The sequence below is a fragment of the Paenibacillus cymbidii genome (genome assembly GCF_004764705.1).
GTDB classification, from domain to species: domain Bacteria; phylum Bacillota; class Bacilli; order Paenibacillales; family NBRC-103111; genus Paenibacillus_AN; species Paenibacillus_AN cymbidii.
The window spans coordinates 47386-68213 of the sequence record NZ_SHLX01000031.1 but is presented as its reverse complement, the minus strand read 5'-3'; the positions used below and the strand labels follow the sequence as shown (position 1 = coordinate 68213).

Below are 20828 nucleotides of genomic sequence, written 5' to 3'. Positions count from 1 at the left end.
GATTTCCATCACGACTCCCCCGCGCCGCCGAGCGGAATCGTCATGGACACGACCGTGCCTTTCCCCGCTTCGCTGCGAATGACCAACTCGCTGCCGTACAACCGGTACAGCCGCTTGCGGATGTTGTCCAGCGCCACCCCTTTGCGCTTCGCGGCGGCCGCCCCCGCCCTGCCCTCCTCCGCTTCGCTCGCCATGCCGACGCCGTCATCCGCCACTTCGATGCGCAGCATATCGTGCTCGCGACCGACGGAGACGGTCAGGCGCCCGCCGTTTTCTTTTTTCATGATGCCGTGATAGATCGCGTTTTCCGCCAGCGGCTGGATCACCAGCGGCGGCACGAACGCGCCGATCATCTCCGGATCGACTTGGATGCTGACTTCCAGCATGTCGAGAAACCGCGCTTTTTCGATCTCCACATATGCTTGCAGCAGCGCCAGCTCCTGCTCCAGCGGAACGAACGCGGTCGTCTCCTTGAAATCGAAGCAATTGCGCAAGTAAGTGCTGAAATTGTGCAGCAGCTTGCGCGAGCGCGGATGATCGGAATAACTGTAGGCGAGAATCGCGTTCAGCGTATTGTAAATAAAATGCGGCTTGATCTGCGCCTGCAAGAAACTCAGCTCCTTGCGCACCAGTTCGTCGGCCGATTGCTTGAGCTGGACGAGCGTGCCGACGCGGCTTTTCAGCTCCGCATGATCGTACGGCTTCTCCAGGAAGTCGTTGGCCCCCGCGGCCAGGCCGGCGGCAAGATCGTTGTACTGGCTCTTGGCCGTCACGAGCAGAATCGGCTGCTCCAGCAGCGAATACCGCTCGCGCACGATGCGGCACACTTCGTAGCCGGACATCCCCGGCATCATGATATCGAGGATGCACAAGTCGAACGTGCGGCCGCTCGACAATGCCCGCAGCGCCTCTTCCCCGTTGGCCGCCGTCGTGACGGCATACCCTTCCACGGCCAGCAGGTTCGCCATCGCCTTCAGGCTGCTGTAGTCGTCGTCCACGGCGAGAATGGCGTACGCCCCCTGGCGCTCGCGCTCCGGCGACGCGGGCGCGGCGACGGCCGTTTGCGCCGCGGCCGACCCGGGGCCGAAGACGGCGACCGCCGGCAAGCCGTCCGCCTCGCGGCCATTCGTCCGGTCGCTGCGCCCGGCCGGCACGGAAAACGTCATCTGCGTGCCGACGCCCACCTCCGAGCGGACCCGAATCGTGCCGCCATGAAGCTCGACTAGCTGCTGCGTGATCGCCAGCCCGAGGCCGACGCCGCCGTGCGAACGGGTCAAGCTGGGCTCGAGCTGCTCGAACGAAGTGAAGACGGCGGCGAATTGATCGGCCGGAATCCCGATCCCGGTATCGGATACGGTCACCTGAACGAAGCCGTCCTCCCGTTTGGCCGATATGGCGATTTCGCCTGCCGGCGTATATTTGATCGCATTGTCCAGCAGATTGTACACGATCTGCATGAACCGGTTCTCGTCGGCATACACGACGAATTCGCGGCGGGGCAGCCGGTTCACCAGCGCCAGCGGCTTGTTCCGGATCGAATGGCCGAGCATTTCGATCGCCACGTCGACGACCATGCAGCAGTCGAAATGGGTGAACCGCAGCTGCAAATCGCGGTTTTTCATTTTCGAATAGTCGAGAATGTCGTTGACCAGCGTGGACAGCCGTTTGCCGGTGTCGACCACCAGCTTGAGGTCGCTCGACTGGACGGCGTTCAGGCCGCCGCCCGCACCGGCAAGCAGAGATTGCGAGATGTTGATGATGCCGTTCAGCGGCGTTTTCAGTTCGTGCGACGTTTTGGCCAGAAACTCGTCCTTCAATTTGTCGAGCGCCGACAAACGGTCGGACAAGTCCTGGATCGTTTGGAACGACCGCGTGTACTGCTTCGACATGTACAACGCCTGCGACAAGACGACAATCGGCAAGGCGGCCGGAAATATATAATGCTCCTCCAGCTTCCAGATGTTGTTCAAAAAGTTGACGACGACAAAATCGAGCGTCCCCAAAATGCCGATGTACAAATAGGCCGAACCGTCCTCCGCCTGTTTGGCCGCTTTGGCCATGTAGTAGCTGTTGGTCAGCATGACGACCAGTATCGACAGGGATAGTGCAAGCACGAACGGGCCGTTGTAGCTGGCCGTGGTGAACAGCACCAGCACGATGCCGGAGCCGGCGGCTACTTCGAGTCCCCGGAGCAGCCGTTTCGGATACAGGCCGGGGAACGAATGGTACACATAACGGGAGAAGAAGTACGCCATCAGAATGGCGGCGATATCCTCGATGTACAACTGGACTTCGATCGACAGCTGCGGAAACAGCTGGGTCAGCAGCCGCTCGGAATGGGTCATGAGGAACAACATCGTCGCCAGGCAGCACAGACCGAAGAACAGCAGCTCGCGATGCGGCCGCCGCTGGAAATAGATGCCAATAAAATAAACGGCCATGGTCAAAAATCCCCAGGCGAGCCCGCCGTCGAGCGCGTTGTTGTAGTTGTTGAAGCTGGAAACGGCATGCTGGTTGCCGAAGGAAATCGCCTGAACGATGCCGCTGTTGAAGCTCTTGAAGCTGGCGACCTGGACGATAATGTCGACCGTCGGCGCATTAATCTCAAAATAACCCGCATAAGGCGTGTTGCGATGCACGATCGCGTCCGGCGACGCAGCGGGATTGCCGCTTTGGCCGATGAGCTCGCCATTGACGAAGATGCGGTTCGCCGCGCGAATATTGCTCGTCTTGACCCCGAAGATGCCGTGCTCGACCGGCATCAGCACGCGCAGCCGATAGGTCGCGTAACCGACGGCGGGCAGCCGCTTGCCGTCGATTGCGACGCTATCCCAACTGGACGGCACGTTCGTCCATACCGGCTGCTGGAGCCCGCCGCCGTCCGGCCCTGCGAAGTCGGCCGGCTCCAGCAGCTTGCTCCAGTAGAACGCCCACTCGCCGTTCAGCTTGACGATGTCCGAACCGTCCGCATCCCAGGACGTCAAATCCAGCACGCCTGCCACCGCCTTCGGGCCCGGCTCCGCAAACTCCTTGTAAACCGGCACGGCAATCGTAATTGCGATGACAAGCGTCGACAGCCACAGCAGAAACGTTTGCAACCGCTGCGGCTGCTTCCGCTCTCCCTTGCCCGGTTGCATTCCTTCTTTCGCCATGGCGAGAGCCTCCCATTACGGCCGGTTAGTAGTTTCCCATTGCTCCCAGAGCTGCCTGATGCCGTCGTTCGGCTCCACGCCGAGCTCCGCGCGCAGCGCCTGTTCAAGCTTCTGGTAATGGCCGATAAAAGCGGCCCTGTTGTTCATCGCGATATCGATCCGAAGTAAAATGTCGTAAGCCGCTTCGTCGAGCGGCTGTCGGTCGATCAGCCTCAGCAACCGCTGCAAGGCGGGCTGGGCGCGCTCCGTTTGCAAATAGTATCGGCTGACCCGCTTCGTAAGCGTTGCGAATTGCTGCTGGTACATCTCCCTTGCCTGCAGGCTCCACACGTAGTCCCACGTTCCGAACAGATCGCCCGCATACAGATCGAGACAACGCTCGCAATCGGCGATGTTGGCGTCGCCGATATCGGCGCACGCCTCGTACATTTTGGCAAACTGCTCCATGTCGCTGACCAAGCCGCCCGCTTCGAGGCTATAATGCGAGTTGCGAAACAGCAGGCGGGCCGGAACGCGGTGCGCGGTCAACGTTTTGCGAATCTGGTAGATCGTCGTATGCAGGTGGGAGTGGCTCTGCTCCTGGAGGGAATTCGGCCAGAGGTCGTCCATGATCTGCCACTTGCTGACCTCCTGCCCTCGTTTCATGCACAGGTAGGCCATCAGTTCCTGGGCTTTCGTCGTTCGCCATTTCACAAACGGGCTGTCCGGCAGATCGCAGGCGATGGCAAATCCGCCGAAACAGATCAGGTTGACGGCCTGCGGCTGTTGCGGCTCGGCCCGCACCGCTCCTTGCTTGCGCCGGAACAGCCGCGACAAGGACCGCTCCAGCCCGGTTTCGTCGATCGGCTTCAGCAAGTAGTCGATCGCGCTTGCCTTGAAGGCGTCGAGCGCATAACGATCGTATGCCGTGACGAACACGATTTCCAGTTCCTCGTGAGCCGCAAGCAGCAGCTCGGCCAGCTCCAGCCCGTTCATCAGCGGCATCTGAATATCGAGAAACACGACATCCGGCTTCGCCGCCGTTACCGCCGCCAGCGCGTCCAGCGGCTTGCGGTACGTTCCCGTCACGTCTATCCTTCCGTCGGCGTCGAGCAGCACCTTCAGCATGTCGATCGCCGGCTGCTCGTCATCCACAATCATCGCTCTCATCGCTATCTGCCTTCTTCGTTTTCCTATCATTTTACCACGCGATTCTGGCATTTCTCTGGACAATGACGACCGATCTGCGAAAAAATAGCCTCAACGCCGCAAAAAACGGACCCCGCCTCCCTATAGGGGCGCAAGGTCCGTCGCTTCTTTAATCGCTGCCCTTGACCGGGCGGCGAAGCTTATTCCAGTTCGTCCAGCGGCCAGAAGATGATGTCGATCGGGAACGCCGAGCCTGCCGGCGGCGTGAACTCGATATCGAACGAATCTTCTTTGCCCGTCGTGCGCGCAAGCACCTGCACCTTCTCGAACGCCGGCAGCACGCCGGAACCCGGCGCCATGACGAAGCTGTTGTTGATTTTGAACGGCCCTTTAAAGACGCCGCCCTTGGCCATCAGCAGCACCGCCATCTTGCGCGGCTTGTCCGCATGAATATGATAAAGCATGCCGTAGTTGCCGTCGTTCTTCACTTCCATGCGGCGCTGCTGGTCGTAGCCGGCCACGAACGGATCGTCCTTGCCGTCGCCGATCGTCAGCCGCTGCGGCCTCGTGAAGCTGCTCATGTCGACGTTCCACGTCTTGTCCGCCACCGGGAACGTGCCGCGCACATGGCCGTTGAAGTCGAGCGGCTTGTAGAAGCCGAGCGACGCCGATGTCGGCGTGGAGATCGAGTTGTCCATCGCCACGAACGAAAACTCGATTTCGCCGTCCGTCTCCACATCGTAGAACACGTTCACGCCTTGGCCCGGATAGAAGTCCGGCATCTGCACGTACACGTAGCCTTGACCCGGCGGCACGACGAGCGGCGCAATGTTCTGCGGGTCGTGCAGCATGAAGTCGACGGACGCTTCGTGGCCGATCAGGTTGGCGTAGATCGACGGGTACACTTCGCCCTTGTTCGTCGTTCGGATCGTAACCGGCTTGTTCGATGTATTGCGCGCCATGATGACGAACTGCACTTTATCCTCGGTGCCGTTGACATGGTCCGCGTACAGCCGCGCTTTGCCGTTCACCCGCTCCTGGTACAGGATGCCTTTCTGCATAATCGTCTCGGGGCTGTCGCTGACGATCAGCGTGCGCGAGCGGTCCTCGACGACTTTCGTCGGCAGGATCGGCAAATCCCAGAAGTTGGCCCAAATCATGCTCCAATCCGTCTTGATGAAGGAACCGACCGGCAAAAAGTGCATCTTGTATTCCAGCTCGTTCGGAATGTACACGTCCGGGCTGATCTTGATCGTACGCGTATACGGCTTGCTGACGTGCCCCGAGCCGTCCGTTACTTTGAGCGTGATGCTGTAAGTGCCGGAAGTGAAGAACGCGTCCTGTTTGCCGCTCCACTCATACTTGGGCAACCCTTCCGCATCGGGGTCGTAGCTCAGATCGACATATTCGATCGGCTCGCCGACCTTGTACGTCGACTTGGCGAACGTGAACTTCGCCACCGGCTGCGACACCTCCGACGAGTCGCTGATTTCGTCCGGCCGTTTCACGTAGACGATATCGATCTTGCGCGCGGCGGCATCGTAATATTGCTTCGCGCCCGTATAATCGGCGAACCAGTCGAGACGCACGAGCAGTTTATCGCCCGACATGTAGGCGATCGTATCGGAAGACCGGCTGACGCCGTTAATGAGCACCTGCTTCTGCGCGATGTCGAATTCGATTTTCGCTTTGCCGGCGACCATCTCGACAAGCTTCGTTTTTTCGTTCCATTGTACTTTCACGCCCATTGTATCGCCCAGAAACTTAAGCGGCACGTAAGGCTTGTCGCCAACGAGCAACGCCCCCGCTTCCAGCGTATAAACCGTGCCGTTGACGGTAGCTTCGGGCTTGTACACCGTGTCGTTCACCGTCGGAACGGCTGGATTGGTCAACATCGAAATTTGCAGCGTTGTCGTCGATACGGCTCCCGCGTAAGGAACGGCCCAGACGATGGCGATCAGCGCCGCCAGCAGCAAGGCCAATCCTCTTTTGTGCGTCTTCATGTTCGGTTCTCTGCTCCTTCTCTCCGCTAGTGGTGGACTCTTTTCCTTTTGCGTCCATGTCCATTAGACGCGGGCGGCGGGGAAAAGGTTTCGACACGCCGCTCTCGCAGCTACGACCATTCTTCCCGCTCAGACCCGGCAGCGCTTCTTTCGCCGCGGCGCATTTTCGTAGCGTTATGCATATATGCATAACGCTACGAACCCGGCTCCGCCAGATATAACAACCTCACCCTGGCTCCCTCAATTAGAAATTTATATTTTTAGGAAAAATATCTATAAAAAGTACTTTTGAGCGCGGAATGTGTCGGGAGCTGCTTTCGATACGAAAACGGACGCCTTGGCGGGCTGGTCGCGTTTAAATGCATAAATACATTTAAATGCTGCCTTTTCGACTCGTTTGATTCATTTAAATGTAAAAGCGCGCTTAAATTCGGCTGAGTGGACCTAATGTTGGAAAACCAGAGAAGATAAAATGTATTTTTGCAGTTAAGTTGTCCCCATCAGCCGTTGGGGCGAATTTAAGTGTAATAATGCACTTAAAGTTACTCAGGTACTTTACAGAAGGCCCCGGAACGCCAAACAACCCGCCGACCGGCCACTTTCCTTACGAAAGTGCGCCGGCGGCGGGCTGCCTCCGAACGTTTCTTTATGTGAAAAAAGCTTCCGCTGCCGGAAGCCCCTGGTCGCTCTTATTGGTTCTCCAGCTCTTCCTTGCTGACGAGCACGACTAAAGCGTTTACAGCCTGCTCGGCGTCAGCACCCTCTGCGCTGATGTATACTTCCGTTCCCGAGCTGATCGCCAGGCTCATAATGCCCATGATGCTCTTGGCGTTCACTTTCTTCTCTTCTTTCTCGACGAAGATCTCGGATGAGAATTTGTTGGCTTCCTGAACGAATAACGCAGCCGGCCGCGCGTGCAAACCTGTTCTCAACTTGACGACTACGGGTCGTTTCGACATGAACACAATACCCCCTAATACTGAATTCCAAATAAGCTCCGTTACAATCAGCCGCGACACGCCTTCCCGAGAAAAGCTGCCGGGCGATAATCCATTTTCCGTTTATTATAACATTTTTACGCGCGCTGCACTAGTAAGAAGTGCAGAAATGATGGTTGTCCGCATCAAAACGAGGAATTTCGCAGTTTCTCGGCCATTTCGTCGATTTTGCGCAGCCGGTGGTTGACGCCGGACTTGCTGACGCTGCCTTTCAGCATGTCGCCGACTTCCTTCAGGTTCATGTCCGGATGCTTGAGCCGAATTTCCGCTACCTCGCGCAGCTTGTCGGGCAGCTGATCCAGCCCCAGCTCCTTTTGCAGCAGCCGGATGTTGTCGATCTGCCGCACCGCGGCGCCGATCGTCTTGTTCAAATTCGCCGTCTCGCAATTGACGATGCGGTTCACCGAGTTGCGCATATCCTTCATGATGCGCACGTCCTCGAAGCGCAGCAGCGCCTGATGCGCGCCGATGATGCTGAGGAACTCGATAATCTTCTCGCCTTCCTTCATGTACAGGATAAAGCCTTTCTTCCGCTCGATGCAGCGTGCGTTAAGCTCGAACTTGTTGACCAGCTGCACCAGCGCATGGCAGTGCTCCTCGTACATCGAGGCGATCTCCAGATGATAGGACGAGCCTTCCGGATTGTTGACCGACCCGCCGGCCATAAAGGCGCCGCGCAAATAAGCGCGTTTGCAGCAGGGACTTTTGACGATGCTGCGATCGATGCCGGGCGTAAACATGAAGCCTTCGGACACAATCTTCAGTTCGGCCAGGATCGCCTGCACCTGGTTCGGGACGCGAACGATGTAGACGTTGTTTTTTTTGAGCCGCATTTTTTTGCGGACGAGCAGCTCGGCGTGCACGCGGAACATCTTCTTGACGAGCGTGTAGATGCGTCTGGCGATCGCCGCATTCTCCGTGGAAATATCCAGCACAACGCGTTGGCTCGACACCTGAACCGCGCCGTTCATCCGGATCATGGCGGACAATTCCGCTTTTTCGCAGCAGCTCTCCGCCTCCACCTGCGTCAATTCCTTTTTGGTCTGCGCCGCAAAGGACATGGCGAATCACCTCTTCTTCGACATCCAGCTTTCCACCAACCGGTAAATATGTTCGCTGAGCTTGGCCGCATCGTGCCGGAGATAGGTGCGGAACAGCACCAGCTTGTCGGCAATGACGCGATAGCCGCGGCGGGTCACTTCCTCCAGATCGAGGTGCACCGCTTTGGCGCCTTTCTCCGCATATTTCAGCTGCACCTGCGGCGGAATTTCGCCGTCGTTGACGATGACGTAGTCGAACAGATGGCTGCCGACATGGTCGTACACCGCCTGCAGATGGTCGCTGACCGAATAGTTGTCGGTTTCGCCCGGCTGGGTCATCACGTTGCAAATAAAAATTTTCACCGCATCCGATTCGGTCACCGCCTCGGCCACGCCGCCGACGAGCAGGTTCGGAATGATGCTCGTGTACAGGCTGCCCGGACCGACCAGGATCGCATCCGCCTGGCGAATCGCTTCAATCGCTTCCGGCAGCGGCTCGGCATGGGCGGGTTCGATGAACACCCGCTTGATTTTGCCTCCGGCCTGCGGAATTTTCGACTCGCCTTCCACCATCGTGCCGTCTTCCATCAGCGCCTTGAGGACGATGGAATGGTTCGTCGCCGGCAATACGCTGCCGCGCACGGCCAACACCCGGCTCAGCTCGCGGATTCCGAGCACAAAGTCGCCGGTAATCTCCTTCATCGCCGCCAGAATCAGGTTACCCAGACTGTGGCCGGCCAAACCGTTGCCCGTCTGAAACCGGTGCTGCAGCATGCGCGACAGCATCGGTTCGACGTCGGCCAGCGCAATCAGCACATTGCGGATGTCGCCCGGCGGCGGAATCTGCAGCTCCGATCGCAAAATGCCGGAACTGCCCCCGTCGTCGGCAACGGTCACAATCGCGGTAATATCGACAGGCTTCTCCTTCAACCCGCGGAGCATGACCGAAAGACCCGTACCGCCGCCGATGACGACAATGCGCGGCAAATCGCGTTCCTGCAGTTCCAAGCTCATCCTCTCCCGTCTTCGCGGCTTGTCATCTGCGGTCGCGTTCGGCGTCGCGGTGGGTGACGCGGACCGATTCGGTTTCGCTGTCGCCCATCGCCCTCCCCAAATATTCGGCGATCGCCACGGAGCGGTGTTTGCCCCCGGTGCAGCCGATGCCCAGCACGACTTGGCTTTTGCCTTCCTTGATGTACTGCGGAATCAAAAAATGCAGCATATCGAGCAGCTTCGCCAGAAACTCCTGCGTTTCGCTCCACTTCATCACATAATCATATACGTCGGGATCTTGGCCAGTGTTCGGCCGCAAGCTGTCGACATAGTGCGGATTCGGCAAAAACCGTACGTCGAAAATAAGATCGGCGTCGATTGGAATGCCGTATTTGAAGCCGAAGGAGATGACATTAAGCGACAAGGTCCCTTCCTGCAAGTGATGGAACCGTGCGATAATTTTCTCCTTCAGCTGGGCCGGCTTCAGGTGGCTGGTGTCGATTTCCTGCGTCGCCAGTCCTTTCAGCTCCTCCAGCAGCTTGCGTTCCTGCAGGATGCCTTCGAGCGGCGCGCCGTCCGGAGCGAGCGGATGGCGCCGCCGGCTTTCCTTGTAGCGCTGCACCAGCACGGAATCGGTCGCATCGAGGAATAAGATTTCGTAGGAAAGCGAGTAGTTGTCCTGGATGTAGCGCAGCGATTCCGAAAATGCGGTGAAAAACTCGCGACCGCGCAAGTCGATGACGAGCGCAACTTTGCCTATTTTGCCGTTCGACTGGGCGATCAGCTCGGCGAACTTGGGGATGAGCACAGGGGGGAGGTTGTCGACGCAGAAGAACCCCAAATCTTCCAGGCTCTGCACGGCAATCGTTTTCCCCGCTCCCGACATTCCCGTAATGATAACCACTTTCGCGATCGTATGGCGCTCTTCCATTCTTCGTTCACCCCACAAAGTGACGCCTCATCTTGCGAAGCTTATTCCGGGTATCGCACGGTCACGGTCACGCCCTAATGCAAATTCAAGCCGGCCGCACCGACGACGCCGGCATCGTTGCCCAGCACCGCGGGAACGATCTCGACGCCTTCCTGCGCGGCTTCCGGCGCATATTTCTTGAAGTTCTCGCGAATCGGCTGGAACAGGATTTCGCCCGCCTTGGACACGCCGCCGCCGAGGATGAACCGCTGCGGGTTCACGATTACCGCCAGCATCGCCATCGAGCGGCCGAGGTAATAAGCAGCGCGGTTGACGATGCGCATCGACACCTCGTCGCCCGACCTTGCTTCGTCGAACACATGCTTCGCCGTGATCGGCTCGCTGACCAGCGACAGCGTCGTTTTGTCACCGCGCTCCACCGCGTCATTAGCCATCCGAATGATGCCCGTCGCCGACGAGACCGTTTCGAGGCAGCCGGATTGGCCGCAGCCGCAGCCGATCGCTTCCAGGTCCGGCACGATCTGCAGGTGACCGAGCTCGCCCGCCATGCCATTGAATCCTTGATAAATTTTTCCGTTGATGATGATGCCGCCGCCTACCCCGGTGCCCAGCGTGTAGCAGACGACATTCGGAATGCCCGCGCCGGCGCCGCTCCACGCTTCGCCGAGCGCCGCTACGTTGGCATCGTTGTCGATGGTGACCGGCTTGCCAAGCTTCTGCTCGAGAATTTGCTTCACCGGCACGTTGCGCCAGCCCAAATTCGCCGACAGCTTGACGAACCCTTGCGGAATGTCCAGAAACCCGGCAATGCCGGCGCCGATGCCAGCCACTTGATCCCATTCGAACGGCGAATCATCGACGATTTTGCGCACATACTTGGCCATGCGGTCCAGCACTTCGTCCGAACCGAACTCCGTTCCGGTTGCCCCTTCGTATGTGTGAAGCAACTTGCCCGATTCGTCGCAAATGCCGACCTTGATCGCGGTGCCGCCCATATCGACGCCAATGTAAATATTACCCGACATTTCTCCTGTCACCTCAACAATGGATTCAACTTGCCTCTCTTACAAAGGGACCCGACCCGCGCTAACGACGGGCAAGGCCCCTGAAGCTTTTCTTTCGGGTTGGTGAAGCCGACTTACAACGCCTGGCTCCAGTCGTGAACCGGCATGCCTTCGAGAAACTTCTCGCAGTCCAGCGCGGCCATGCAGCCGCTGCCCGCGGCGGTAATCGCCTGGCGGTACTTCTGATCCTGCACGTCGCCGCAAGCGAAGACGCCCGGAATGTTCGTTTCGGTCGTGCCCGGTTTGACGATCAAATAGCCGGTTTCGTCCGTCTGCAGTTGACCGTCCAGAAACTTCGTATTCGGCGTATGGCCGATGGCGACAAAGATGCCGTCCGTTTCGATAATCTCTTCTTTTCCCGTGGCGTTGTCTTTCACCTTCAGCCCGGTAACGCCTCTGTCGCCGGAGACCACCTCGAGCGGCGTCTGGTTCAGGCTCCAGGTGATTTTGCCGTTCTCCCGCGCGCGGTCCTGCATGATTTTGGAGGCGCGCAGCTCGTTCCTGCGGTGAACGACACGCACTTCGGTAGCGAACTTCGTCAGGAAGTGCGCTTCCTCCATCGCCGAATCGCCGCCGCCGACAACGATGATCTTTTTGCCGCGGAAGAAGAAGCCGTCGCACGTCGCGCAAGTGCTGACGCCGCGGCCGATGTTGTCCTTCTCGTTGCCGATGCCCAGCAGCTTCGCCGACGCGCCCGTCGAAATAATCAGCGACTCCGTTTCGAGTTCGCCGTGTCCTTCGACGCTCAGCTTGAACGGACGCTGAGACAAATCGACCTTGTTCACCCAGCCGGTCTTGAATTGGGCGCCGAACCGTTCCGCTTGCTTGCGCATATTGTCCATCAGCTCGGGCCCCATGATGCCTTCGGGGAAGCCGGGGAAGTTTTCGACTTCGGTTGTGGTCGTGAGCTGGCCGCCAGGTTCGGGACCTTCGATGACGAGCGGCTGCAAATTGGCGCGTGCCAGGTAGATAGCCGCCGTTAAGCCGGACGGCCCGGTTCCGATGACGATAGATTTGTACATTTGGTATCCCTCCTGTTGAATATAGTACGGTATCGAGCGCTCTATGATTCGCCGCTCTGCTTGACGGCGCTGGCAAACTTGGGAAAAATCGCGTCCATCTTCTCCTTGAGCCGGCATGCCTCGTCGATCAGCTTGACGTTTTTGCTGACGGTGCCGATCGAGATGGCGTAACGCGTCGCCACTTCCTCGTAGGAGATCGCGCGGCGATGCATCTTCGCGGTCAAATATTCGAGCGCCGCGGCCCAGCCTTCGATCTTGTTGATCTTCTGGACATGCGGATACACCCGGCTCAAATATTCGACCCAGAGCGTTTCGAGATCGTGCTGCTGAATCATGTCGTAGCGCTTCTGCATGTGCCGCAGCGCCAGCTCCAGCACCTTCTGCCACTGCTGCTCCCATACCGGCAAGTTAGGCGAAAACGGCATCGAGCTGACTACCGACTGCTTCCCTTCCATCAGCACCGGCAGCGGCCCGTCGACGCCGATGCTGCGCAGGACGAAAAACGCCACCTTTTTCAAATAATCGTCTTCCTTCGGATCGATCAACAGGTCGCGCAGCGCGTCTTCCACTTCGCTGTCGGCGATGACCCCGAACGCCTGCACCACCTGCAGCTTCGTCTCCAGATCGCCGTGACGCAGCGCCCAGAAAAACGACGAACGCACGAGCGGATCGCGCTTCATGTGGTCGGGAATGCCGTCGGCCGACTTCTCCAGCAGGCGGAACTGCTCTTCGAACGGCAGATGATAATGATAGCTGATCGTCGCCTGGCCGCCGTTCTGCTGCGCCTCCTGCATCTGGCTCAAATAAAACCGCGGAATGTCGGAGTCCGGATCGAGCTTGCATGTCGTCTGCCACAGCCGCTGCGCTTCGGCATTGCGTCCCGTGTTGTAGGCCGAAACGGCCGTATAATGGTACAAACACGGGTCGAGCGAGGCGTCGCCCGCCTTCGTCAGCCGGCGGAACAGCCGATACGCGCCTTCGTGTTCGCCGAGAATCCCCATCGTCGTCGCCAGCTTGAATACCTGGTCCTGTTGAAACGGGTACATCTTGCGCAGCAGCGACAGTTGGCCGGCCAGCTCCTGCTCCGCGCCCATATGCTGATAGAATATCGCCAAATTGCACAACGCGTGCAAATTGCCAGGCTCCAGCTCCAGCACCTGGCGGATCGTCTCCATCGCCCGCTCGAACTGGCCCATATAGTAGTGGGCAAGCGCCAGGTTGTTGCGCGCCGCCATGAAGTCGGGATGCTTCTTCACCAGCCGCTGCAGGATGCGCACCGCTTCGGCGAAACGTCCTTCCTCCAGCAGCGAACGCGCCTTGTCGTGCTCGAAGAAACCTTCGCGGCATTTGATCGTCGTCAGCTTCGTCGGCCGTTCCAGCTCATACCCGAGCAGTTCGATCAGTTCCTCCGATTCCTCGAGAAACTGGCCGTTCGGATCTTTCTCCAGGTAGCTGACGATCGCCTTCTCGGCCGCTTCGAACTCTTCCATGTTGGCGTAGTTGTTCGCCATATAAAAGTAACATTCCGTCATCGCCGTGTCGACGCTGTCGAGAATGTGCTGCAGCACGCGGTTCGATTCCTCGTAATTGCCCATCTCCGACAAGATGCCGGCGAGGTTGCAGTGATTGACCGGATTGTCCGGCTCGTAATCGGCCGCGCGGCGAAAATACTTGAGCGCCTTGTCGTAATGAAGCCGATCCAAAGACCGGACGGCTCTTTCGAAAAAGAACGTGGCATCCATCGTGACCGCGATTATGTTGGCTTGCTGCCCGGCAACCACACGCTTCTTCTTTTCCACTTGAGCCTTACACCTCCGGTGCTTATCATGCAGGAATCTGCTTGAACAAAAGTATATCATAGTTGCGGGAAAAGCACGAAAGACATTTGCAGGCGATTTGTCCCATTCCTCCGGGCCCGGTCCGCACCCCTTGCGGCGCTATGCCGCCCAACGCGGAATACGGCCGCGGCGCAAGGCGCCCGGCCGGAACCGATACAGCGGATGGCACAGCCCGATCACACGCCGCCGTATTTGAACAGAGAGCTGATCGAACCGCCCTGCATAATAATGCGAACCGAATCGGACAGCAGTTCGTCGACGGAAAGCACCTGGAAGCGCGGCGAACGGTCTTCCGGAATCGCAATCGAGTCGGTGATGACGACTTCCTTGATGTTCGGGTGGTCGAGCCGCTGCAGCGCAGGACCGGAGAATACCGGGTGCGTGGCGCAGATGTAAATGTCGTTCGCGCCGCGTTCCTTCAGGCTTTCGACCACGTTGACGATCGTCGTGCCGGTGTCGATCAAATCTTCGAAAATGATCGGCGTTCGCCCTTCCACTTCGCCGATAACGTGCGTCACGACCGCTTCGTTATGCACGTAGCGCTTCTTGAACATAAGCGCGATCGGCGCATGCAAAATATTGCCAAGATTCTCCGCCCGCGTAACGCCGCCTGCGTCGGGGGAGACAACGACCGGGTTTTCGATATTTTTGCGCTTGATGTAGTCGCTGATCAGATCGAGCGCCGTCAAATGGTCGACCGGGATATTGAAGAAGCCCTGAATCGCCGGCGCATGCAAATCGAGCGTAATGACGCGGTTCGCTCCCGCCGTCGTCAGCACGTCTGCCACCATCTTCGCCGAAATCGGCTCCCGGGGCGCCGCTTTGCGCTCCTGGCGGGAATAGCCGTAATACGGGATAATCAGGTTGATCGTCCGGGCCGATGCGCGCTTCGCCGCGTCCATCATGACGAGCAGTTCGACGAAATGCTCGTTGATCGGGTGCGAGAACGTCTGCACGAGGAAGACGTCGCAGTTGCGGACCGACTCGTCGAAGCAGCAGTAGTGTTCGCCGCTCTTGAAGCGCGACAGCTTGATCTTGCCGAGCGGCTGGCCGAGCGAGCGGCAAATGCGTTCCGCCAGCCGCGGGTTGGACGAGCCGGCGAAAATTTTGAACTGACCGGACATGGATGAACCTCCTGGGCTTATGCCCCCGTAGGGTGCGTGTCGTAAACGGTGTGCGAGCGGACCCGAGTTTTGTCAATTCTTATTATACCGTGGGACCCGAATATTTCAAAAGCCCGACTATTTTTTGTTGTGGCGTCTGCCGAGTTCCGCCATCAGTTCGTCAAGCGGCAGCTTCCGCTCGCGAAGCAGAACCAGCAGATGGAAAATGAGATCGCTCGCTTCGTAGCGAAGCTCGTCATTGTCCTTGTTTTTGGCGGCGATGATCGTTTCGGCCGTTTCTTCGCCGACCTTCTTGAGAATTTTGTCGACACCCTTCTCGAACAGGTACGTCGTGTACGCGCCTTCCGGCCGCTCGGCCTCGCGCTGCGCGATCACCGACTCGAGCGTCGACAGCATTGCGAACCGGTCCGGATTCGCTTCGGCCGCCGCGGCGTTCGCCCGGTTCGGCAGCTCCACCGCGTTCGTGAAACACGTATAGGTGCCGTTGTGGCAGGCCGGTCCCGCCGGAACCACTTTCACCAGCAGCGTGTCTCCATCGCAATCGAGTGCCATCGCCTGTACCCGCTGTATGTTGCCCGACGTCGCCCCCTTGTGCCACAATTCGCCGCGCGAGCGGCTCCAGAACCAGGTTTCCCCGGTTTCCGCCGTGCGCGCCAGCGATTCGCGGTTCATGTACGCCATCATCAGCACGTCTTTGCTGACAGCGTCCTGCACCACGGCCGCCACCAGGCCGTCCGCATTCCAGCGGATCGCCTCCACGGCTTGCTCCAGCGTCAGTTGTTGCCCGTTCGTCGATATATTCAACGGATTTCCACCCCTTTGCGTTTCAATGCTTCTTTTACGCCCTGCACCGACAGCTCTTTATAATGGAAAATGGTTGCCGCAAGCCCGGCGTCGGCGCCGCCTTGCGTGAAGACGTCGTAGAAGTGCTCCGCCGTTCCCGCTCCGCCCGACGCGATCACGGGGATGGACAGCAGGTCCGTTACGGCCCGCGTCAACGGCAAATCGAAGCCGTCCTTCGTGCCGTCGGTATCCATGCTCGTGAGCAAAATTTCGCCCGCGCCCAGCGCTTCGACGCGCTGCGCCCATTCGAGCGCCTTGATGCCGGTGCCGCGCCTGCCGCCGTGCGTGTAGACTTCCCATTCGCCCCACGCTTCATTATAGCGGGCGTCGATAGCCACAACAATGCACTGGTTGCCGAACTTCGCCGCTCCGTCCGCCACCAGCTGCGGGTTCTGCACCGCGGCGGTGTTGATGCCGATCTTGTCGGCGCCGGCGCGCAGCAGCCGCTTCATATCGTCGACACTGGCGATGCCGCCGCCGACGGTGAACGGGATCGTAATTTCGCCGGCCGTGCGGCGCACAACCTCCACCATCGTCGCCCGCCCTTCGACGGAAGCCGAGATGTCGAGAAACACCAACTCGTCGGCATGCTCGCGGTCATACAGCGCCGCCAGCTCGACCGGGTCGCCGGCATCGCGCAGGTTGACGAAGTTGACGCCTTTGACGACGCGGCCGTCCTTGACGTCGAGACAAGGCACAATACGTTTGCACAGCATAGTCGATTACCCTCCTTTCTTGCAGTATGCGATCACGTCGCGGTAAGGCAGCTGCCCGCCGAAAATATCGAGCGCGCTGCCGATCGTAATGTCGAGCCGGCCGCCGGTAATGGCGCGGAACCGCTCCAGATCGGCAAGCGAACGCGCCCCGCCCGCGTACGTCGTCGGGATCGACGTCCAGGCCGCCAGCTGCTCGGCCAGCCGCTCCTGCACTCCTTCGCGCTTGCCTTCGACATCGACGGCGTGGATCAGAAACTCGCTGCAGTACGACTCCAGCTCGACGATATTCGCCGCGTTCACTTCCACATCGCTGAACGTGCGCCACTGGTTCGTGACGACGTAGTAGCGGCCGTCCTTCTCCTTGCAGCTGAGGTCGATCACGAGCCGCTCCTTGCCGGCTTCGGCGACCAGCTTCAGCAGTTCGTCCATATGCAGCTGCCCGTCGCGAAAAATCGCCGACGTCACAATGACGTGCGACGCGCCAAGCTCAAGATAGTTCGCCGCGTTGCCGGCGTTGATGCCCCCGCCGATCTGCAGCCCGCCCGGATAGGCGCGCAGCGCTTCCGCCGCCGCTTCTTCGTTGCCGCCGCCGAGCATGACGATATGGCCGCCGGTCAGGCCGTCCTCCCGATACATCGCCGCAAAATAGCCCGGCCCTTGCGCGGCGACGAAGTTCTCGACGACCTTGCTGGCGTCCGGCTGCAGCGTCGAACCGACGATTTGTTTCACTTTGCCTTGATGGATGTCAATGCACGGTCTGAATTTCATCGTGGGTTGCCCTCATTAAGTTAATCTCAGGAAATTGCCGAGCAGACGCATGCCGAGCTCGCCGCTTTTTTCCGGATGGAACTGCATGCCGTATACGTTGTCCCGCCCGACAATCGCCGTCACCTGCTGAAAATAATCGGTCGTCGCCAGCAGATCGCTGTCGCGCTCCGGCTTCGCATGGTACGAATGGACGAAGTAGACATGCCCTTCCTCCAGCCCTTCGAACAGCGGGCTCGGCTGATGGAAGCTCAGCTTGTTCCAGCCCATGTGCGGCACCTTGTAGCTGCCCTGGAACCTTACTACCTCGCCCGGCAGAAGGCCAAGTCCGTCGTGCCGGCCATGCTCCTCGCTGCTTGCGAACAGCAGCTGCATGCCGAGGCAGATGCCGAGCAGCGGCTTGCCCGACGCCGCGTAGCGCAGCGTCGCTTCGCGCAAGCCGGTCTCGCGCAAGTAGCCCATCGCGTCGCCGAACGCGCCGACGCCGGGCAGAATCGCGCCGTCCGCGGCGGCGATCTGCGCCTCGTCGCTTGTGACGAGCGCAACACGTCCGAGCCGCTCGACCGCTTTGCTCACGCTGTGCAAATTGCCCATGCCGTAGTCGATAATCGCGATCAACGGTTACAGCACTCCTTTCGTCGACGGCACGCCTTTCACCCGGGGGTCGATCGACGTCGCTTCGTCCAGCGCGCGGCCGAGCGCCTTGAACACCGCCTCGATCATGTGATGCGTATTGCGGCCGTAATGCACGATGACGTGCAGCGTGATGCGCGCTTCGAGCGCCAGCTTCCACAGAAACTCGTGCACGAGCTCGACCGTCAGACTGCCGACCGACGCGGCCGGGAATTCGACGCCCTTCAGCTCAAAATGCGGCCGGTTGCTGATATCGACAACCACTTGCGCCAGCGCTTCGTCCATCGGCACGAACACGCTCGCGTACCGCTTGATGCCGCGCTTGTCGCCGAGCGCTTCGCGGAGCGCGTGGCCGAGGCAAATGCCGATGTCCTCAACCGTGTGGTGATCGTCGATTTCGACGTCGCCGCGCGCGTCGACCTTCAAGTCGAATTGGCCGTGCTTCGTGAACAAATCGAGCATGTGATTGAGAAAACCGACATCCGATTCGATTTCGGAAATGCCCGTGCCGTCCACGTTCAGCGTCAGCTTGATGTCCGTTTCGTTCGTCCGCCGCGCGATGCTGCCCGTGCGCTGCTGTTCGTTGTCGCCTGCCATTGGTTGGCCCCCTAAAATAGTAGTGATGCGAATCAGTTTTCCCGGTCGAGCCGCACCTGGATCGCGTTCGCGTGCGCCTGCAGCCCTTCGTGCTGCGCCAGCGCGACGATTTTGCCGCCGTTCGCGAGCAGCGCTTCCTTGCTGTACGCAATGACGCTCGACTTCTTGACGAAATCGTCGACCGACAGCGGCGACGAGAACCGCGCCGTGCCGTTCGTCGGCAGAATGTGGTTCGGCCCGGCGAAGTAATCGCCCACCGGCTCCGAGCTGTACGGCCCGAGAAAAATCGCCCCGGCGTTTTCGATCCGCCCGAGATGCGTCCACGGGTCCGCGATCATCAGCTCGAGATGCTCCGGCGCCAGCCGATTCACCACATCGATGCCTTCCGCCAGACTCGCCACGGTCAGAATCGCGCCGTAGTCGCGAATCGACTGCGCGGCGATCGCCTTGCGCGGCAGCGCCTCGAGCTGGCGCTCCACTTCGCGGCGCACTTGCTCCGCCAGCTGCGCCGACGTCGTTACAAGCACCGCCGACGCCATTTCGTCGTGCTCCGCTTGCGACAGCAGGTCGGCCGCCACATAGGCCGGCTCGGCCGTATCGTCGGCGAGCACGACGATTTCGCTCGGCCCGGCGATGCTGTCGATCGCCACGGTGCCGTAGACGTAGCGTTTGGCGAGCGCCACGTAGATGTTGCCGGGGCCGACGATTTTGTCGACCGGCGCGATCGACTCCGTGCCGTACGCCAGCGCCGCCACCGCTTGCGCGCCGCCGACGCGGTAAATTTCGCGGATGCCGACTTCCGCAGCGGCCACGAGGATGTACGGGTTGACGCCCGCTTCCCCTGCGGTTGCCGGCGGAGTCACCATCACGATTTCCGGCACGCCGGCGACTTGCGCCGGAATCGCGTTCATGAGCACCGACGACGGGTACGCCGCTTTGCCGCCGGGCACGTAAATGCCGATGCGGCGCAGCGGGCGGATCACTTGCCCGAGCACCGTGCCGTCCGGCTGCGCGTCCATCCACGAGACGCGCTTCTGCTTCTCGTGAAAGGCGCGGATGTTCGCCGCCGCCTCGCGAATCGCCGCAAGGAAGGCGGCGTCCACTTTGTTGTAAGCCGCGTCGATTTCCTGCTGCGGGATGCGCAGCTCCTCCACGTCGACGCGGTCGAACTCCTTCGACAGCGCACACAGCGCGGCGTCGCCGCCCTGGCGCACCTGCGCGATGATCGTTTGCACCGCCGCGTTCTGCTCCGGCGAGCCGTATTCCGCTTCGCGCTTGATCGAGAATTGCGCCGCTTCCATAATGCGCATGGGTCATGCCCCCTTTCTTAGTCCAAACGCCCGTTTTACAGCGCGTCTTCGCCGATTTCCGCCGCCAGCCGGTCGCACAGCAGCTGAATGGCGTCGTTCTTCATCCGGTAGCTGACGCGGTTGGCGATCAGCCGGCTCGTAATCGCGAATATTTGCTCCTGCTCGACCAGCCCGTTCTCGACCAGCGTCCGCCCCGTTTCAACCATGTCGACGATGCGGTCGGCCAAGCCGATCAGCGGCGCCAGCTCGATCGAGCCGTTCAGCTTGATGACCTCCACCTGCTGCCCGCGCTCGCGAAAATAGCGGGAAGCGACGTTCGGATACTTCGTCGCCACGCGCGGATGCATGACCGGCGACCAGTCGGGCAGGCCGATGACCGACATCCGGCAGCGCGCGATGCCGAGATCCAGCAGCTCGTAAACGTCGCGGCTGTCTTCCATCAGCACGTCCTTGCCGACGATGCCGATATCCGCCACGCCGTATTCCACGTACGTCGCCACGTCGACCGGTTTGGCCATAATGAACTCCATCTTCGCGTCCGGCACCGAGATGATCAGTTTGCGCGAATCGTCCAAATCGTCCGGCAGCGGGTAGCCCGCGCTTTGGAACAGCTTGATCGCCGGCTTGTTGATCCGGCCTTTCGGCATGGCTACCTTCAATACCTGTTGCAT

The 20828-nt window shown here is 59.8% G+C and carries 18 protein-coding genes; all 18 read right to left on the bottom strand.

The window, feature by feature from the left end; all coding sequences use genetic code 11:
• Window positions 1-8: 8 nt before the first annotated feature.
• Window positions 9-3152 (bottom strand): hybrid sensor histidine kinase/response regulator, encoded by a 3144-nt coding sequence (locus tag EXY20_RS30870; protein WP_135556275.1) that lies wholly within the window; start codon window positions 3150-3152, stop codon window positions 9-11.
• A gap of 15 nt (window positions 3153-3167) precedes the next feature.
• On the bottom strand, window positions 3168-4301 hold the full coding sequence (locus EXY20_RS30865; protein ID WP_167859648.1) for a response regulator: 1134 nt from the start codon (window positions 4299-4301) through the stop codon (window positions 3168-3170).
• A 179-nt stretch (window positions 4302-4480) separates the two neighbouring features.
• Complete coding sequence (locus tag EXY20_RS30860; RefSeq protein ID WP_135556273.1) at window positions 4481-6283, bottom strand: copper amine oxidase N-terminal domain-containing protein; 1803 nt, start codon at window positions 6281-6283, stop codon at window positions 4481-4483.
• Window positions 6284-6972: 689 nt separating this feature from the next.
• Window positions 6973-7242, bottom strand: a complete 270-nt coding sequence (locus tag EXY20_RS30855; RefSeq protein WP_135556272.1) for an HPr family phosphocarrier protein — start codon at window positions 7240-7242, stop codon at window positions 6973-6975.
• Window positions 7243-7406: 164 nt separating this feature from the next.
• Window positions 7407-8342, bottom strand: a complete 936-nt coding sequence (gene whiA, locus EXY20_RS30850; RefSeq protein WP_135556271.1) for a DNA-binding protein WhiA — start codon at window positions 8340-8342, stop codon at window positions 7407-7409.
• A 6-nt stretch (window positions 8343-8348) separates the two neighbouring features.
• Entirely contained in the window at window positions 8349-9335 is a 987-nt protein-coding gene (locus EXY20_RS30845) for a gluconeogenesis factor YvcK family protein (RefSeq protein WP_135556270.1), read from the bottom strand.
• Between the two features lie 22 nt (window positions 9336-9357).
• Complete coding sequence (rapZ, locus tag EXY20_RS30840) at window positions 9358-10245, bottom strand: RNase adapter RapZ (protein WP_135556269.1); 888 nt, start codon at window positions 10243-10245, stop codon at window positions 9358-9360.
• Between the two features lie 74 nt (window positions 10246-10319).
• The gene (locus EXY20_RS30835) at window positions 10320-11270 is read right to left on the bottom strand and encodes an ROK family glucokinase (RefSeq protein WP_135556268.1); all 951 of its coding nucleotides are present in this window, start codon (window positions 11268-11270) and stop codon (window positions 10320-10322) included.
• A gap of 113 nt (window positions 11271-11383) precedes the next feature.
• On the bottom strand, window positions 11384-12331 hold the full coding sequence (gene trxB, locus EXY20_RS30830; RefSeq protein WP_135556267.1) for a thioredoxin-disulfide reductase: 948 nt from the start codon (window positions 12329-12331) through the stop codon (window positions 11384-11386).
• Between the two features lie 41 nt (window positions 12332-12372).
• The gene (locus EXY20_RS30825) at window positions 12373-14130 is read right to left on the bottom strand and encodes a tetratricopeptide repeat protein (protein WP_135556266.1); all 1758 of its coding nucleotides are present in this window, start codon (window positions 14128-14130) and stop codon (window positions 12373-12375) included.
• Between the two features lie 215 nt (window positions 14131-14345).
• The gene (locus EXY20_RS30820) at window positions 14346-15293 is read right to left on the bottom strand and encodes a ribose-phosphate diphosphokinase (protein WP_135556265.1); all 948 of its coding nucleotides are present in this window, start codon (window positions 15291-15293) and stop codon (window positions 14346-14348) included.
• Window positions 15294-15410: 117 nt separating this feature from the next.
• On the bottom strand, window positions 15411-16097 hold the full coding sequence (gene hisIE / locus EXY20_RS30815) for a bifunctional phosphoribosyl-AMP cyclohydrolase/phosphoribosyl-ATP diphosphatase HisIE (RefSeq protein WP_407944944.1): 687 nt from the start codon (window positions 16095-16097) through the stop codon (window positions 15411-15413).
• On the bottom strand, window positions 16094-16852 hold the full coding sequence (gene hisF, locus EXY20_RS30810) for an imidazole glycerol phosphate synthase subunit HisF (protein ID WP_135556264.1): 759 nt from the start codon (window positions 16850-16852) through the stop codon (window positions 16094-16096). Before hisF ends, hisIE begins: the two co-directional genes overlap by 4 nt.
• A 6-nt stretch (window positions 16853-16858) precedes the next feature.
• Entirely contained in the window at window positions 16859-17620 is a 762-nt protein-coding gene (gene hisA / locus EXY20_RS30805; protein ID WP_135556263.1) for a phosphoribosylformimino-5-aminoimidazole carboxamide ribotide isomerase, read from the bottom strand.
• 15 nt (window positions 17621-17635) lie between these two features.
• Window positions 17636-18235: an imidazole glycerol phosphate synthase subunit HisH gene (hisH, locus tag EXY20_RS30800; protein ID WP_135556262.1), complete on the bottom strand. Its 600-nt coding sequence runs from the start codon at window positions 18233-18235 to the stop codon at window positions 17636-17638.
• Window positions 18236-18238: 3 nt separating this feature from the next.
• Complete coding sequence (gene hisB / locus EXY20_RS30795) at window positions 18239-18847, bottom strand: imidazoleglycerol-phosphate dehydratase HisB (protein WP_135556261.1); 609 nt, start codon at window positions 18845-18847, stop codon at window positions 18239-18241.
• Window positions 18848-18879: 32 nt separating this feature from the next.
• Window positions 18880-20157, bottom strand: coding sequence for a histidinol dehydrogenase (gene hisD, locus EXY20_RS30790; RefSeq protein ID WP_135556260.1), 1278 nt, complete (start codon window positions 20155-20157; stop codon window positions 18880-18882).
• Window positions 20158-20192: 35 nt separating this feature from the next.
• Entirely contained in the window at window positions 20193-20828 is a 636-nt protein-coding gene (gene hisG, locus EXY20_RS30785; protein ID WP_135556259.1) for an ATP phosphoribosyltransferase, read from the bottom strand.